At 64.6% G+C, this 15,364-nt stretch carries 16 protein-coding genes and 1 tRNA gene; 10 read left to right on the top strand and 7 right to left on the bottom strand.

The window, feature by feature from the left end; all coding sequences use genetic code 11:
- Positions 1–60 precede the first annotated feature (60 nt).
- Genes HOLFODRAFT_RS22260 through HOLFODRAFT_RS0217985 form a run of 4 tightly spaced genes read left to right on the top strand, consistent with a single transcriptional unit; the run spans position 61 to position 3,801 of the window.
- On the top strand, positions 61–987 hold the full coding sequence (locus HOLFODRAFT_RS22260) for a PP2C family protein-serine/threonine phosphatase (protein WP_005034961.1): 927 nt from the start codon (positions 61–63) through the stop codon (positions 985–987).
- On the top strand, positions 984–1,595 hold the full coding sequence (gene rdgC / locus HOLFODRAFT_RS0217995) for a recombination-associated protein RdgC (protein ID WP_005034963.1): 612 nt from the start codon (positions 984–986) through the stop codon (positions 1,593–1,595). Before HOLFODRAFT_RS22260 ends, rdgC begins: the two co-directional genes overlap by 4 nt.
- The gene (locus HOLFODRAFT_RS0217990; protein ID WP_005034964.1) at positions 1,595–2,149 is read left to right on the top strand and encodes a hypothetical protein; all 555 of its coding nucleotides are present in this window, start codon (positions 1,595–1,597) and stop codon (positions 2,147–2,149) included. Before rdgC ends, HOLFODRAFT_RS0217990 begins: the two co-directional genes overlap by 1 nt.
- Positions 2,137–3,801, top strand: coding sequence for an N-acetylmuramoyl-L-alanine amidase family protein (locus HOLFODRAFT_RS0217985; RefSeq protein ID WP_005034966.1), 1,665 nt, complete (start codon positions 2,137–2,139; stop codon positions 3,799–3,801). Before HOLFODRAFT_RS0217990 ends, HOLFODRAFT_RS0217985 begins: the two co-directional genes overlap by 13 nt.
- Here the strand turns inward: HOLFODRAFT_RS0217985 and HOLFODRAFT_RS0217980 are convergent.
- Entirely contained in the window at positions 3,786–4,529 is a 744-nt protein-coding gene (locus tag HOLFODRAFT_RS0217980; RefSeq protein WP_005034969.1) for a hypothetical protein, read from the bottom strand. The genes HOLFODRAFT_RS0217985 and HOLFODRAFT_RS0217980 overlap by 16 nt on opposite strands.
- A 42-nt stretch (positions 4,530–4,571) precedes the next feature.
- On the opposite strand from HOLFODRAFT_RS0217980, the gene HOLFODRAFT_RS24950 reads away from it, so the two are divergent.
- Both HOLFODRAFT_RS24950 and HOLFODRAFT_RS0217970 read left to right on the top strand, forming a co-directional pair.
- Entirely contained in the window at positions 4,572–5,087 is a 516-nt protein-coding gene (locus HOLFODRAFT_RS24950) for a YqgE/AlgH family protein (protein WP_158412987.1), read from the top strand.
- The gene (locus HOLFODRAFT_RS0217970; RefSeq protein WP_005034975.1) at positions 5,084–5,704 is read left to right on the top strand and encodes a LysE family translocator; all 621 of its coding nucleotides are present in this window, start codon (positions 5,084–5,086) and stop codon (positions 5,702–5,704) included. Before HOLFODRAFT_RS24950 ends, HOLFODRAFT_RS0217970 begins: the two co-directional genes overlap by 4 nt.
- A gap of 105 nt (positions 5,705–5,809) precedes the next feature.
- Here the strand turns inward: HOLFODRAFT_RS0217970 and HOLFODRAFT_RS0217965 are convergent, their stop codons facing one another.
- From HOLFODRAFT_RS0217965 to nadE, 6 genes are all read right to left on the bottom strand, one after another.
- Positions 5,810–6,820 (bottom strand): DUF2344 domain-containing protein, encoded by a 1,011-nt coding sequence (locus HOLFODRAFT_RS0217965; protein WP_005034977.1) that lies wholly within the window; start codon positions 6,818–6,820, stop codon positions 5,810–5,812.
- A 15-nt stretch (positions 6,821–6,835) separates the two neighbouring features.
- The gene (locus HOLFODRAFT_RS23645; RefSeq protein ID WP_005034979.1) at positions 6,836–7,900 is read right to left on the bottom strand and encodes a hypothetical protein; all 1,065 of its coding nucleotides are present in this window, start codon (positions 7,898–7,900) and stop codon (positions 6,836–6,838) included.
- Between the two features lie 2 nt (positions 7,901–7,902).
- Positions 7,903–8,721 (bottom strand): helix-turn-helix domain-containing protein, encoded by an 819-nt coding sequence (locus tag HOLFODRAFT_RS0217955; protein WP_005034982.1) that lies wholly within the window; start codon positions 8,719–8,721, stop codon positions 7,903–7,905.
- Positions 8,718–9,680, bottom strand: a complete 963-nt coding sequence (locus tag HOLFODRAFT_RS22245) for an AAA family ATPase (protein WP_005034983.1) — start codon at positions 9,678–9,680, stop codon at positions 8,718–8,720. Before HOLFODRAFT_RS22245 ends, HOLFODRAFT_RS0217955 begins: the two co-directional genes overlap by 4 nt.
- Positions 9,677–10,912 (bottom strand): sigma-54-dependent transcriptional regulator, encoded by a 1,236-nt coding sequence (locus HOLFODRAFT_RS0217945; RefSeq protein ID WP_005034986.1) that lies wholly within the window; start codon positions 10,910–10,912, stop codon positions 9,677–9,679. Before HOLFODRAFT_RS0217945 ends, HOLFODRAFT_RS22245 begins: the two co-directional genes overlap by 4 nt.
- A gap of 210 nt (positions 10,913–11,122) precedes the next feature.
- Positions 11,123–12,835 (bottom strand): NAD(+) synthase, encoded by a 1,713-nt coding sequence (gene nadE, locus HOLFODRAFT_RS22240; protein WP_005034988.1) that lies wholly within the window; start codon positions 12,833–12,835, stop codon positions 11,123–11,125.
- 77 nt (positions 12,836–12,912) lie between these two features.
- Here nadE and HOLFODRAFT_RS0217935 point away from each other — a divergent pair, with 77 nt between their 5' ends.
- The 4 genes from HOLFODRAFT_RS0217935 to HOLFODRAFT_RS0217920 all read left to right on the top strand — a co-directional run bounded on the left by HOLFODRAFT_RS0217935 (position 12,913) and on the right by HOLFODRAFT_RS0217920 (position 15,361).
- Positions 12,913–13,653 (top strand): metallophosphoesterase family protein, encoded by a 741-nt coding sequence (locus HOLFODRAFT_RS0217935; protein ID WP_005034990.1) that lies wholly within the window; start codon positions 12,913–12,915, stop codon positions 13,651–13,653.
- A gap of 38 nt (positions 13,654–13,691) precedes the next feature.
- Positions 13,692–14,372, top strand: coding sequence for a PilZ domain-containing protein (locus tag HOLFODRAFT_RS24175; protein ID WP_148300529.1), 681 nt, complete (start codon positions 13,692–13,694; stop codon positions 14,370–14,372).
- Positions 14,369–15,259: a polysaccharide deacetylase family protein gene (locus tag HOLFODRAFT_RS0217925; RefSeq protein ID WP_005034993.1), complete on the top strand. Its 891-nt coding sequence runs from the start codon at positions 14,369–14,371 to the stop codon at positions 15,257–15,259. The genes HOLFODRAFT_RS24175 and HOLFODRAFT_RS0217925 overlap by 4 nt, the downstream gene beginning before the upstream one ends.
- Before the next feature lie 25 nt (positions 15,260–15,284).
- Positions 15,285–15,361, top strand: a tRNA-Arg gene (locus tag HOLFODRAFT_RS0217920).
- The last annotated feature ends 3 nt before the right edge of the window (positions 15,362–15,364 follow it).

Genomic DNA, 15,364 nt, shown 5'->3' with positions numbered 1-15,364 from the left:
TATGAATGCAAGCGACTCTGCTGCACTTCCGTCTGCACCGTCCCCAGGATTCCATCTTCCATGCTCATCGATTATGCCGCCATAACCCACCAGGGGCGTGTCAGGAAGAACAACGAGGATGGCTATCTGGTCAGTGCGTTGGACGGCGAGGAACCGAATATCAGCTTCGTGAGCCGTTCTCCCCAGGTCTGCAGGGCTGGGCTGCTGGCTGCGGTGGCGGATGGGATGGGCGGTGCGGCTGCCGGAGAGATCGCGAGCCGCGAAGGCCTGGCATCCATGGCGGTCACGATGTTCGGTCACTGGGGGCGCTTTCCTATGGAAAGCTCCCGAGAGGAGGATCTGCTGAAGGCCTTGTTGACCTCCGCCGAGGTTGCCAGCCATTCGGTCCTCCGCTACTCCGATTCGGACCGGAGTTCCCGGGGCATGGGGAGCACCCTGACCGCGGCGGTCATCTGGAATGGCTTCGCTTATATCGTCCATGTGGGGGACAGTCGGGCCTATATCTACCGTAGGCCGCATCTCCATCAACTCACGACGGACCACACCCTGGTCAACGAAATGGTGCTGGCTGGCTCCATCACCCCGGAGCAGGCGAAGGTCCATCCTCAGCGGAGCATGATCACCCAGGCCTTGGGCTGTCCGAGGCCCCTGGATGCCGCTCTGGTGAAGGTTCCGGTGAAACGTGGCGACCGCTTGCTCCTTTGCAGCGACGGCCTCCATGGCGAGGTGGAGGACGATGGGCTCAAATCCATCCTCGACTTCGGTTTCTCTCCCCGCCGCTCCGTGGAACTGATGGTGGAACTGGCCCTTGATCGTGGGGGGCGGGATAATGTCACGGCCCTTCTGCTTGCCTTGGATGATCCAGCCTTTCCCCTCCCGGCGCCCGGTGAAGCGGTCCAGTGGACCGAGCCTGCCCTCCAGTCCAATCCCCCGGCGCGATCCGGGATCTCCCAATGGTTCAAACGCTTCGTCGCAGGTAGGCCATGAGTCTTCTTCAAGGTTCCGTCTCTCTCAAACGCTTCCTGGTCCTGGGGCCTGTGCCTTCGGAAAAGGATCTCCAGGAAGGTCTTCACAAGGAATGCTTCCGCCCCTTCGAGGATGGTCTGGAAGAGGAACGCTTCGGATGGTGCGATTGGCGCAACCCCTTGATTCTTCCGCCGGATGAGAACTGGGTGAGCCAGGAGCGCTTCGCCCTGTTCTCCCTTCGGATCGATACCCGCAAGGTGCCTTCCTCCCTCCTGAAGGCCCATGTCGATCTCCGGATTCAGCAATTGCAGAAGGAAAAAGATCTGGCCTTCATCGGTAAGGAAGCCCGAACCTCCCTCCAGGACGAGGTGAAGGCCGAACTTCTGGCCAAAGTCCTTCCTGTCCCCAAGACCGTGGAGGTTGCGTGGGATCTGAAGGGCGGCATGCTCTGGACCACGGCGGGTTCCAGCAAGACACAGGGCGCCCTGATCGGTCTGTTCATGAAGAGCTTTGGGTGTGAACTCCAGCCTCTGGCACCCCTGCTCCTGGCAGGCCGCCTGGCACCCCAGATTTCTGTGGAAGGCCTGATGGCTTTGGATCCCCTCAACCTGGAACTGGAGGAGGCCTGATGAGCGCAAAGCCCATGGAACTGATCGAGCAGGGCCGCTTCCTGGGGGAGGAATTCCTCCTCTGGCTCTGGATGCGGGGTTTAACGGAGGGAGGCACCAGCGGCCTGGCGGGAGACCAGTCGGCCCTCTTCATGGATGATTCGGTCCAGTTGGCCACGGAGCGGGGGGATGTCAAGGAACTGAGCCTCCGGAAGGGCAATCCCGCCGAGAGCCGCGAAGCCTTTGAGGCCCTGTCCCGGGGGATGCGCCCCAACAAGGCCAAGGTGCGCCTCCTGTCCGGCGACATGGAGTGGACCTTCATGCTTAACGCCGCCTCCCTGGATGTCTCCACTATGAAACTGCCTCCCACCCAGGCCAAGGATCTGCAGGGTCGTGTGGCGGATCGGCTCTTTCTGCTGGAGGAGGGCATGGGTCATCTGGAGCGCCGCTTCGGGGCCTTCCTTACCCTCCGGGCCCAGGATTCCGGCAGTCTTGAGGGTGATCTGCGGGCTTGGGTTACTCTGGGGCTTGAGGGGGCTGTCCATTCAGGGGAAGAGGCCCCGTGGGAAGACTGATCCTCCCCTGGGCCCTGGCACTGCCCGTCCTTGCGGCTCAGGCTGATCCAAGCCCCATGGAGCTTCAGGCGCGCCTCCCCAGGGGGGCTTCGGTGGCGATGCGCCTCGTCTTCAAGAAAGGGCTCCAGGTAGAGGCCTTCCGGCTGCCTTCCTCCATGCTGGCAAGGGGGGGGAGCCACCCTGAGTGGGTGAGCTACGCTGAACTGTCGCCCGAGGGCAAGCGCTGGGCCCTGGAGGCCCTCTTCCCTGATGACAGGTGGGGCGAGGATGAGGTCCGGCACCGGATCCGGTGGCCCGAACTGGAGTCCGTCTGGCTCATCAGCGCCCTCTTCACCGGTCATGGCCAGAACTATGACAAGCTCCAGGACGCCAATCCGAAACTGCCGGAGAAGCTCCGCAAGGGGGACGACTGGCGTATCCCGAAGAGCCTGCTGTCGGTGGAGCTCGGGGGAGACCGCAAGCGGGGCACAGATCGGAGCCTGCCGGAAGACGATCTGGACGATGAGGCCAAGGTGGCGGCTTATCGTGCCCTCCTGAGCTTCGGTGAGGACAAAGCCGGGAAATATGCGGCCTATCGTCTACGCAAGGGCGAAGCCCTCTACTCCAGCGTGGTGATGCGCTATACCGATCGCGTTGACCCCAAGGATGTGAACGATCTGGCCCTGGAGATCGCAACGCGCAGCGGTATCGAGGATGTGCGCTCCATCCCGCCGGGCACCCTCATCCGAATCCCCGTCCGCCAGCTGGCCGATCCCTTCCAGCCCGAGGGGACTCGGGCTCTGCGGGAGGAACGCGAAGTCCGGGCCGAGGTGCGTCGGATGGCCAGGGTGGATGGCGGCCCCAGTCTGCGGGGGGTGCGCATCGTCCTTGACCCGGGGCACGGGGGAGTGGACGGGGGAGCCGTGGCCAACGGCGTCTGGGAGTCGGACTACGTCTACGACATCGCCATGCGGGTGCGCCGCATTCTGGAGCAGGACACGGATGCGGTTGTGAGTTCCACCCTTCGCTATCCAAGCGTGGGCTTCAAATACAGGGATGAGATCCGGACCCCCACCCGGGATGCGGAGATTCTTACGACGCCCCCCTTCGCGAACGATGGTGAAAGTCCCAGTGCCGTCAGCGTCCATCTTCGCTGGGTGCTGGCCAATGACTGGTTCGCTGCCTTCCGGCAGAAGGGGGATGCCCGGAAGACTGTCTTCCTGAGCTTCCACGCCGACAGCCTCCATCCGAGTGCCCGGGGCTCTATGGCATACGTGCCGGGGGCTTCGGTGGTTCCCCCGCGTTTCTGCCTGAATTCCACTCATGGGGTGCGGGTCGCCGAAATGAAGCGCGGTGGCCTTTTTCAGGCCACCGCAAAGGAACGCCTCCAGAGCGAGGCCCGCAGTCGTCAGTTGGCGGAGGCACTGCTGCAGGCCATGAAAGACGATAATTTATTAATACACTCGAACCGCCCCATCCGGAATATCATCCATCGTTCGGGGAAGAGCTATCTGCCTGCCGTCATTCGCCATTCCTCCGCCAGCGCCAAGGTGCTGCTGGAGGTTGTGAACCTCACCAACGAGGAGGACGCTGCCCGCTTCCAGGATCCCCGGTTCCGCGAACGCTACGCTGAGGCTGTGGTGAAGGGGATCCGGGCTTACTTCCGCCTCTGATCCGGATCCTCCGACTTGAGCATGGCCTCGTTCTCCACCCGGTGGAAGAGGGCCAGCAGGGCAAGACTCAGCCAGATATTCACAGCCGCGCTGATGAAGGACGTCAGCCAGTAGTGGGGGTGCCTGAACCGGAGCCAGAGGGTGGGCTCCGGTCCCCAGTGGACAAGGACCAGGTCGAGGCAGAAAAGCAGGCCGAGATAGATGGCGAAGATCGGCAGGATCGCAAGCAGCACCCGGCGCCATTCCTGGACCATGATACGGGTGCTCCAACGGGCAGCGTGGGCGACGGTCCCGCCCCTCAGCAGGGTGTAGATCGGCATCCAGCCGAGCAGTAGGATGACCACCAGGCCGGGGATGATGAATGCCATGAGGCCCAGGGTGGACAGGACGTACAGGAGGACCCTGGCTCCGGCGGCTGTCAGCCAGCGGGCCTCGAAGGTCTTTCGCCACTCCTGCAGGGGGTTTGCCGGATGGTGGTGGAATTCTGCATCCACATAGGCCATCAGCATTGGCAGGAGGAAGAAGTCGATGGGCAGCGTGAAGGCCATGTTGACGATGCCCGTGGGGATCAGATGGGCCGGTATGCCTGCCTTTATCTGGACATACGGTGCCAGGGTCATGAGGGCGGCCCAGAGCGCCGAGAGGCCTGTGACAAGACCGCGATGTCGGACCATCCAGCGGAAGCTGGTGGGAATGGCGGAGAGATTCTGGAGGGTAGAAATGCGCATACTAAGAGATTAGCGCGCGTTATGATCTTGGCCATGAGTCTCATGGCACCTTGTCTTTTGGTTGCGAGTCCCCTTCTCCTGGATCCCAACTTCCTGCACACCTTAGTGCTGGTGGTGGAGCACGATGAGAACGGGGCCATGGGCATCATCCTGAACCGCCCCCTCCCGCTGACCCTGAAGCAGATATGCGCCGAAAGCCATCTGGAATTCGCCGGGGAGGAGGGCAACACCGCTTGGCGGGGAGGTCCAGTGGACCCTCAGCGGGGCATCATCCTGGTGCGGGGCGGGCTGCCCTCCTCCGATGACCTTGTGCTGGACTTCACGGATTTCGTCAGCTTCCGCAAGGATCTTCTGGAGTCCCTGCTCCTGGACCCGAAGGCCAGCTATCGGCTCTTTCTTGGGTACTCAGGATGGGGCCCCGGACAGCTGGAGACCGAGATGGAAGAGGGAGCTTGGTTGAAACTGCCCCTGGACTCGAGGTGGGTGATGCGACAGGACCCCAAGGGGCTCTGGCAGGACGCCATCGAAGCGGCCGCCAAGGAGCGGGAGGACCTATGACGCTCACCACCTATCTCGGCTTTGTCGGCGCCTCGGTGCTCCTCTCCCTGGCTCCCGGGCCCGACAACATCTTCGTCCTCACCCAGGGCATCACCCGTGGGCGCAAGGCCGCCCTGGCGTCCGCCTGCGGCATGTGCAGCGGGGTCACGGTGCATACCATTGCTGCGGCCCTGGGGGCGTCCGCCATCTTCTATTCCTCGGCCCTGGCCTTCAATCTCGTCAAGTATGCCGGGGCAGCCTACCTGCTCTTCCTGGCCTACAAGACCATCCGGTCCAGTTCCTCCATCCATCTCTCTTCGGCGGCCGAAGGGGATGCCTGGGCTCTCTTCAAGCGCGGCTTCATTATGAACGTCCTCAATCCCAAGGTCGCCATGTTCTTCCTGGCCTTCCTCCCCCAGTTCATCAGCCCCGGGGCAAAGTATTTCACCCTCCAGATGATCTTCCTGGGGATCACCTTCATGGTGCAGGCCCTTGCGGTCTTCAGCCTCATTGGCATCTTCTCCGGCAGCATCGGCAACTACATCCTGTCCCGGCCCCGGATCGCCCGGCGTTTCGAGTGGCTGACGGCCGGTGTCTTCGGCGCCCTGGGTCTCCGGATGGCACTGATGGAGCGGTAAGCCACTGCCCAGAGATAACCTGAACAAACATTCACAGGAGCGGCATAAGGGGCCGTAGCGGGACAACCCGAACTGTAATGGTTATTCCGCTACGGCCCCTTATGATTAAAGGCTCAAGGGTTCGTCATCGTCCTCGTCCACCAGGGTGATGTTGCTGCCCCCTTCGAGCATGACCGCATCCTCGAAGATGTTGTGGAGCTTGGTCTGGAACCGGTCCGCCTGACGGAGCCTGGGGTCCTCCCCCAGTTCCACCCGCTCCCGGACAAGGGGCTGGATGCGGGCGGGCTCAAGCCCCAGGATGCCTCCAAGGAGCTTCTGGGGATTCATGGCCTCCCCGGTGGTGGTGCGGGTGCTGAATCGAAGTTCCGCGCCTTCCCATGCCAGATCGAGCACCAGGGGGCGCACCTCGATCCGCTTGAGCACCTTGTGGCCCTCGGCCTTGCCCACCTTGTCGATCTCGTAGGACTCGGAGGCTGCGAAGACTGCGAGGGTGGACTGGGCCTTCTCCCGCAGATCTTCGGGGCAGGTCCAGCGCCAATGGGCGGCCCGGCATAGTTCCAGCACCGGGCTGGCGTAGTTGGGGATCTCCTGGCTCTCCAGCACCCGCAGACCTTCCACATGGATCTCGGGCAGGGGGCCGCGCATGGGCTCCCGAAGGGTGATATCCGCCCATTCCGAGAGTCCCGGCACACCTGGTGGCAGGGGATGACCCAACTGGACCAGGGGGCGGGGGGTCTTGCCCAGCCCCATGGCCAGGGGGACCCCGGAGGCCATCAGCCCCTGGGCCAGGGCGGTCAGGAGCGCAGGGGGATGGAGTTGGGCCGAAGTTCCGGTTACCTCCAGCCGCAGGCGGAGGGTCCGGCGCATGGGATCCTGCTGCCACTGGTGGATCCGTCGCTTTCGCGCAAGCTCCGCTGCTGCCTCAAGGGCGGCCTTGATGGGCATCCAGGCCGACTTCCCCTTCCAGTGGGCCCTGGAGCGCTTCAGTGCCTCCTCCAGCAGTCCTGCTTCACCGAGACGGGCAATCCACGCCTGGGGGTCCCCATGGTTCTGGTCCGCCCAGGAGAGAAAGTCATGGATGAGGGGGAGGTCCGGGGGGGGGCTAGCCTTCTGCATTTCTCCAGGATACCGCTACTTCTCGAGCATCCGCTTGGCCTCGCGTCTCAGCAACTCGGCTACATTCCGGTCCTTCAGCACCAGCTTGAGGTCATATTCCGTGAAGCGCTTGAGCATGTTGAGGGAGATGGGCAGCGGGGTCCGGGGATTCATCACCAGGTTTTTCACCGTGTTGTACTTCTTCATCCACTCCCGGTTCAGGCTGATGATGCGTAGGATTTCGTCATGGACCGAACGCATCTGGGCGATATAGGCCACTTCCCCCTCGGTGATCCGTCCGTTGCGGATCACCGCCACCTGGATCAGGCGATTGGATTCCCGGATCAGCAGGGTACGCTCCTCCTTGCCGCCCTTCTGGGCCAGGAGGATCTTCTGGCTGGTGCGCAGCTTCATGATCCTCTGGGTGAGGCGCAGGGGGATCTCATGGCCCTCTTCGTCCACCACGGGCTTGATGAGGCTCTCCCGGAGCACCGCCGGGTCCAGTTCTTCGGCCAGTTCCTCGGGCTTGGGGGGGGGAAGCTCGGCCCAGGCCCTGTCCAGATTGCCGGCCTCCACCTCGTCAATGATTTCCAGGCGCTCCTGGGCGAGCTCCTGGGAGATCTGCTTCAGCACGTCCCGCCGGAACTCCTCCACCTTGCGCTTGATGCCGTAATCCGCCTCCGGATGGGCCTCCAGCAGGTCCAGGATCATCGGGCGCTCGATCCACAGCACCTGATTGTGAAGGGGAATCTCCAGGGCCTTGCCTGGCAGGCTGGGGATGACCCGCTCCATCCATTCGGCCGTGAGGTCCTCATGCAGGAGGGCTGATTCTGTGAGGCCCGACTCCCGGCGATGGATGAGGATGAGCCCAAGGGGGGCCGGGGGATCCACAGGGCCGATGATGGCACTGGCCAGCAGGCTCTCTGGTATGCCCTGGAGTGTCTCCAGGGCCTTGGGGGTCAAGGGGCCTTCCTGGAAGACTGCATGGGCCAAGGCCTGCAGAAGGTCCAGGGGGGGGAGAGGCAGGGCCCCGCCGAGCAGAGCGCCCACCATGGGCTCTGGGAGCTGCTGGTCCAGGAACTTCTGAACAATAGGGTGCATGGTCACTCCGTGCCTTCGGGGGTGGGACTGGTTTCCTCGTCGGTCTCGGGAGCGGTCGGGGGGACTTCGCTGGGGGATGGCTGAGGCAGGATGGCTTGCCCATCTCCGCCGAACTGGCCGGTCCAGGACTCGCCCACTTCGCCCGGGTGGCGGATCCGCCTGCCAGCCACCTCTACCTCCACTACGCCTGAGTTGCTGAGGGTCAGGGTGAAGGGCCCAGGTACCCGGAGCTTCCAGGGTTCCGAGACCCGCAGGGTCCGGGTCTGGTCCGTCTGGGGCCCCTGGAGACGGGCTTCACAGGTATCCAGCGTCCTGAGGCTCACCAGGACTCCCTCGGCGGTCACTCCCGCCTCGGGGATCAGTTCGCCCAGCACTGGGAAGGGAGAGGGGGAGGGCGGCGCCTGAGGGGTCCAGGGGAGATCCGCCCTGGTGGGCCTATCCTCCTGGATACCCCGCTTGATATTGGGACCCGGAAGGATGAGCCAGAGCACCAGAGCCAAGGCGGCCAGGGAGATCCCACCCATGAGAACCCTCTCCCAGAGGTCCTTCTTCGGGTCCGGAGCTTCCTGCTCCAGGCCTCCCGGGAGCTTCTCCCAGGCATCGGTGTAGATGGTGGGATCTATCCCCAGGCGTTCCATTAGCTGGCGCACCAGGGGCCGCCCCCGGCCCGGAGGCACGCCCTCCCAGTCCTCCCGCTCGATGGCGTCCAGGAGCTGGACCGGCAGGTTGAGCTGGTGGGCCAAGTCCTCCTGGCGGAGTTGCAGGAGCTCCCGCTTGCGCCGGATGGCCTCACCTACGCCCGGAGCGCTTGCTTCCCTCATGGCATCCAGCCCACGGGGGTTTCCCGAAGCACCTTCCCCAGGCTTGCGCGACGTTCCTCCCGATTGAGTCGGCGATCATCCAGGGCGCCCCGATGGGCCATGCTGTCACCCAGGGTGGACTGGAGATCGTCCGGTGTCGCGTAGGTGCGGCCCTCCAGCCAAGCCTCCGCCCGGGAGAGCGTCAGCCAATGACCGACTGCTCGGGTGGAGCAGAAAGCGCCGTCGTGGCGGATCCTGGCGATGACCCGTTCCGCGTAGTCCAGCACCGCGTCGGAAAGCTGGATGCAGCGGATGTCCCGGCGGGCCAGGGACCATTCCTCCAGGGTCAGGGCGGGCTCAAGCTCCCGCAGGCGGTCCGCACCCGCTTCGTCACGAAGGATGCGGCGTTCCGCAGCGGCGTCGGGGTAGCCGAGGTGCAGGACGCAGGAGAATCGGTCCAGCTGGGATTCGGGAAGGGGAAAGGTCCCCGCGTGATCCATGGGGTTCTGGGTGGCAATGACAAAGAATGGGCTCGGAAGGGGGTAGACTCCCCGATCCAGGGTGACCTGGCCCTCCACCATGACCTCCAGCAGGGCACTCTGGGTCTTGGGCCCGATTCTGTTCAGTTCGTCCATGAGCAGGACGTTTGTGAAGACCGGACCCTCCTGGAATCGGAAGGCCCGGAGCTCCGAATCCCAGAGATTTACGCCAAGGAGGTCCGAAGGGAGGAGATCGTTGGTTCCCTGGATGCGCTGGTAGGACCCTCCCATGATCCGGCAGAGCCCCTTGGCGAGGGTCGTCTTGCCCACCCCCGGGAGATCCTCCAGCAGAAGATGTCCTCCGGCGAGGAGGGTGGCCACGGCGCGCCGCACCTGAAACTCCTTCCCCACCACCACCTGAGAAAGGGCGGTGATGCCCCTGCGGGCCCCCTCCTGGAGGGCTGTACGGGTGGAGGCTGGGAGGGGGGGGCTGAGGGTCATGGTGTTCCGCTAGCTCCATCCTCCAGGGAGATGCGGTGTTCCCGCAAGCGCTGGGAGAGGAGGCGGTGGGTCACCCGAAGGGCCAGGGCGGTTTCCGTCAGGTTGCCGGAGTGGGATTTGATGGCGCGGCGGATCAATCGGGCCTCGGCCTGTTCCTGGATCTTCGCCAACATGGCTTCCAGGGGGCCTGGCTCGGGCCAGGCCAGTTCCATGAGCTCCTCTCCGAGGCCTTGGGCGGTGGGGAGCTTGCTCAGCAGGGCGCCGGGGCACTGAGCCAGACATCGTTCCGCCAGCCAGATCAGTTCCGCCAGATTGCCGGGCCAGGGACGGGTGAGCAGCTCCCGTTCCACGCAGAGATCGATCACCGGCGGGGCATGGCCCATACGGCGTGCAGACTGTTCAAGGACAGCCCGGAAGAGGGGGAGGACGTCCTCCCGACGCTCCCGAAGGGGGGGCAGAGCGAGGACCAGGGCTCCCAGCTTCGGGCGCAAGGGGGCCGGGATAGCCTCCAGGGAGGAGGCGCTTCCGGACCAGTGGATCCCTTCGGTGCCCAGGGCCCGCAGGAGCCCCAGGGTTCCTTCAGGGGAAAGCCCGTCCAGGTTCTGGAGGTGGATCGTCCCCCCCTTGAGCATGGCCAGCTGTTGCCCTTTGGGGCCGTCGGAGCCCAGGGATGCCGCATCCACGGGTAGGAAGGGAGCCTTCGGGTGACGGAGGGTGTGGAGGCGCCGGGCGGTTCGGGTCCGTCCCGAACCCCGTTCCCCGATGAACAGGGTGGGGGCCTCGCTCTCGGCCAGGCTCCCCAGGGCCCGATCAAGGGCCCTCATGCCGGGGGAGAGAGCCACCCATGGCTCCCGGGGATCTGGGCTCGGGGCCTCCGTGAGGGCCTGGAGGCGTTCCAGGGTGGCCTGGAACAGGTCCAGATCAAAGGGTTTTGGCAGGAAGTCATCCGCTCCGAAGGCCATGGCTTCAACGATATCGCCGGGTTCCCCGAAGGCGCTCATCAGGAGCACCCGAAGGTCCGGCCTCAGGCGTTTGGCGCGCTTGAGCAGTTCAAGGCCACTCATGGCGGGGAGGCGGAGGTCCGTCACCATGATTTCGCAGGGGGTGGCCTCCAGGATGGCCAGGGCCTCCTGGGGGTGGGCCACCGCCAGGATCTCCCAGCCAGAGCCCTCCAGGGCCTGGACCAGCAGGCGTCGGAAACTGTCCTTGTCTTCCACCAGGAGGAGATGCATGACTTCAGCTTACTACTACGCAGAGGAGAGTTTGTTTCATGTGTTGCTCGTCGAATGGACCCCTTTGAAGGTTGTTCCCGCAAGCATTGCGGAAAACTCATCCCGGGGGAGGCAAAGGTCCTTGAGAACCAGGGAGGGGGCCGGATTGCACATAAAAGTGTGCAATCCGCAGAGGCCTTGAAAACCAAGGGGGTTCTTTGTGGACAACCCTCAAAGCCCCGTGAGGGGGATGCGGCGGCCGCTGCCAAAGGCCCAGGGACTGATCTTCAGGGCGAAGGGGAGCTGGCGGCGCTTGAACTCCGAATTCCTCAGAAGCCGCAGAACCCGGGGCAGGGCCTTCCGGGCTTGATCCAGGGCGGCACCTTCCAGGATTTCCCCCAGATCTTCCGCCAGTGTGGACTCCTCCCGTCGCGCTTCCAGCAGGGCCGCCAGGATGGCGTCGAGCTGGCCATAGGGCAGGAGGCTGGCTTCATCCGTCTGGCCTGGGCGGAGTTCCGCAGTGGGCTTCCGCTCGATCACCCCCCTGGGAACGGCTTCCCCCAGCTCCCGGGCCAGGGCGAAGACCCGGGCCTTGAGGCAGTCCCCCAGGATGCCGAAGGCCCCGATGCCATCCCCATAGAGGGTGAAGTAGCCCGTGGCGGCCTCGCTCTTGTTGCCCGTATTGAGCACTGCCAGCCGTTCCGTGCCCAGCATCCGGTGGGTATGGGGCTCGGTGGTGAGGCCCATCAGGAGGAGACCCCGGGAACGGCTCTGGAGGTTCTCGTCCGTGAGGGAGAAACCCCGGTCCGGGAAGGCGTTTCTCAGGGATGCCTCGGCTCCGGCGAAGGGGCCGTCCGCCGACAGGCTCAGGAAGTGGATGCCCAGGTGCCGGGCCTGTTCTTCCGCTAGGTCCAGGCTCTCCTGGCTGGTGAAGCGGGTGGGGAGGGCAACGCCGAGCACCCGCTCAGGGCCCAGGTTCTCCGCAGCCATGGCGGCCACCACGGCGCTGTCGATGCCACCGGAGAGGCCCACCACGACGCCCTCCAGCCCCTGCTTGGAGAGGTTCTCCCGGAGGCCGAGGCCCAGGGCCTGGCGCAGCCAGCTGCCTTCGGAGGGATCTTCAGGCCAGGCCAAGCCAGGGGCCCGCGTATCCACCAGGAGGATTGCCTCCTGGAAGTCCGGGGTGCCCTGCCAGCCTCCATCGGGGTGCACGAGGCAGGAACCACCGTCGAAGGTGAGCCAGCTGTCGGAACCCACCCTGGAGGCATAGGCAATGGAGACGCCGTGCTTGGCGGCCTGCCCTATGAGGAGGCGGCGCCGCAGGGCCCGTTTGGAGGGAACGGTCCAGCCTGGGGTTGTGCCTGCGGGTGTGAAACTCCCCAGCAGGGCGGGGCTGGCGGAGGCGTTCAGGATCAGGGTGGCCCCCCGTCCCGCTAGGTCGGCGATGGGATCCACATGGTATCGGATGGAACCCGGGGCCAGTTCCGGATCGGCCCAGAGATCCTCGCAGATCGAGAGGCCGACCTGTTCCCCCAGGTGATCGACCACCGGTTGGGGGGCTGGGTCCGCATCAAAGTAGCGGGCCTCGTCGAAGATGTCGTAAACCGGCAGGATCCGCTTCCGGGCCACGGTCCGGACCTGTCCGGTCTCGCACCACCAGAGTTCGTTCCAGAGGCGTCCCGAGGGGGAAGGGCTGCAGGTACCCATGATCAGAGGGACTGGGCCTGTCAGGGCCGCCAGGCGCGCCGACTCCCTCCGGATCCGTTCGCGCAGGGCGCTCTCCCACAGGCGGTCCTCTGCCAGGTAGCCCGGCACCGCCATCTCCGGCGTCATCACCAGTTCAGCTCCCCGCTCGATGGCTGAGCGGTAGGCGGCCTCGATGGCGCGGCCATTGGTCTCGGGATCGGCGATCCGGCAGTTGATCTGGAGAAGGGCGATACGCATGGTATTTGGTCCAATCTTCACCAGATTACTGCGAGCCTGGGTGATCCGCCTTCACCGTGCGATACTTCCTTCCAGTCATGGATCTGATTCTTTCCGATATCCACTCGAATCTGCAGGCCCTGAATGTCGTGCTGAGATATGCCCGTCGCCGGGCTATCCAGCGTTTTGTGCTCCTGGGGGATGTGGTGGGCTACGGCGCCCAGCCCAATCAGGTCATGGAAAAGGTGCTGGGCATGAAACCCAGGTTCATCGTGCGAGGCAATCACGATCGGGCCTGCTCGGTGCGGGGGGCAGACCAGCACTTCAGCCTGCCCGCCAAAGGGGCGGCTCACTGGACCCGGGATCGCCTCTCCCGGGAGAACCTCCGCATCCTGCGGAACCTGCCCGCAGGGCCTCTGGCTGTCGGGGAGGATTATGTGATCTCCCACGGCTCCCCATTGGACGAAGATTCCTACCTGCTGCACCCCCAGGACGCCCTGGAGGCCTTCGATGGGTTCGAGGGGCCGCTGTGCTTTTTCGGCCATACCCATCTGCCCTGCTGTTTCGAACTGGATGAGGTCGCGCAGGTTCTCACCCCCTACCTTCTGGAGCCCGGAGAATGGTTCCAGCTCAAGAAAGACTGCCGTTATCTGGTCAATCCGGGTTCGGTGGGTCAACCCAGGGATCGGGATCCCCGTCTATCATTCATGACCTACGACACGCGGAGGAAGCGCCTCAAGCTCCATCGTTTGGAATACGATCACTCGGGAGCCGCCCGGGAGATCCTTGAGGCCCGTCTCCATCCCAATCTCGCTGAACGTCTTTTCTACGGAATATGAGGACCCCTATGGATGACAGCTCGTCTGCCACTGGAAACATGGAACTGGATGCCCTGCTCAAGGCGGCGGTTCGGGTCGCTTCCCCCGCCAGTCTGCGGGAGTCGGGGAGCCTCCGGATGCTGGGGGATCTCCAGCTGCATGCCATGGAGCATGGCCAGTGGCTGCTCTTCAAGGGGGCCAAGCGGCGGGACCAGCACCCCCCGGTCGGGGCGGTGCTGACCCTCTCGCTTCTTCTCGGAGATGAGGCCTATTCCCTGCGCACCACCATGCTGGAACCCACCTCTTCAAGGGAGGAGACGGGTCCCCTTGTCCGGGTGACCTGGCCCACTCAGATCCTGGAGCGTCATCGACGCGAGGATCTCAAGGTGGCCTCCCCGGGGCTCCGTGCCCTGGACGCCCAGGTGGGTGTGGGGGGCAGGCTCTACCCCGCCAAGCTGCTGAGCCTCACCGAGACGGGCATCGGCCTGGGCTTCCCCCAGTCCTTTCCCCTGGTGTTGAGGGCCCACCTCGACGTGCAGACCTTCCTGCCAGGCGGTATCCCGTTCGAGATCACCGGCGAGGTCCGTCACATGGAGATCCTGGAGGGCGAGAGTCTGCCCCTGAGGGTTGGCGTCGTCATGGGAAGCATGGAGGGCGTCGACCGGGAGCGTATGCGGCGCTTCATCCAGGCAAGGCGGACGATGCTCTCTGAGATGTCGCGGAAGCCAGCCGAGCGATGAAGACGCTTTCCCTGCGGGTGGATGTGGACACCCTGGATGGCACCCTCCAGGGGATTCCCAACCTGCTCCGGCTCCTGGATCGCCATGGAATGCGGGCCAGCTTCTACCTCTCCCTGGGGCCCGACAGCTCCGGGAAGGCCATCCGGCGGATCTTCCGCAAGGGCTTCTTCGCCAAGATGCGCCGCACCAACGCCGGCCAGCTATACACGTGGCGCACCATGATGTACGGGGTGCTGCTGCCCGCCCCCATCATCCACCGCCGGGCGGCCTCACAGATGCGCAGTGCACTGGAGGCTGGCCACGAGGTGGCCATCCACGCATGGGATCACGTCCAGTACCACGATCTCCTGGATCGCAAATCCCGTCAGTGGCTCTCGCACTGGTATGAATCGGCCCACGGGGCCTTCCAGGATGTCTTCGGCTTCCCCGCCAGGGGGGCGGTGAGTCCCGCCTGGCGCTGCAACGATACGACCCTCGAGCTCCAGGAAGCCTACGGCATGGACTATGCCGGGGACTGCCGGGGCACACGTCCTTTCTATCCCATTGTGAAGGGGCAGGTCCTCAAGACCCTCCAGATCCCCACCACCCTTCCCACCCTGGACGAGCTCCTGGGCCTGGAAGGCCGGGGGCCCGAGGAGGTCAACCAGGAGGTCCTCGGCCTGATCCGGGAGGACGCCCTGAACGTCTATGCTCTCCACACCGAGGTGGAAGGGGGCGCCCTTCAGGGCACTTTCGACGCCTTCCTCCGGGGCCTGAAAGAGCGGGAGGTGCGGGTCCGCACCCACGCTGACTGGCTGCCGGAACTGCTTGCCCAGGGGCCCCCCGCAGCGGCCATCACGCGCCGCGAGATTCCGGGAAGGGCCGGATGGGTGAGCTTCGGGCCCTGATCCATGGCAGAATGATCATTCCCGGGTGCCCATAGCTCAGGTGGATAGAGCAGCTGCCTTCTAAGCAGCAGGTCGCAGGTTCGAGTCCTGCTGGGCGCACCACCC

Source organism: Holophaga foetida DSM 6591 (assembly GCF_000242615.2).
GTDB lineage: Bacteria > Acidobacteriota > Holophagae > Holophagales > Holophagaceae > Holophaga > Holophaga foetida.
Note: the sequence above shows the minus strand (reverse complement) of the source record. Positions and strands in the feature narration are given on the sequence as shown.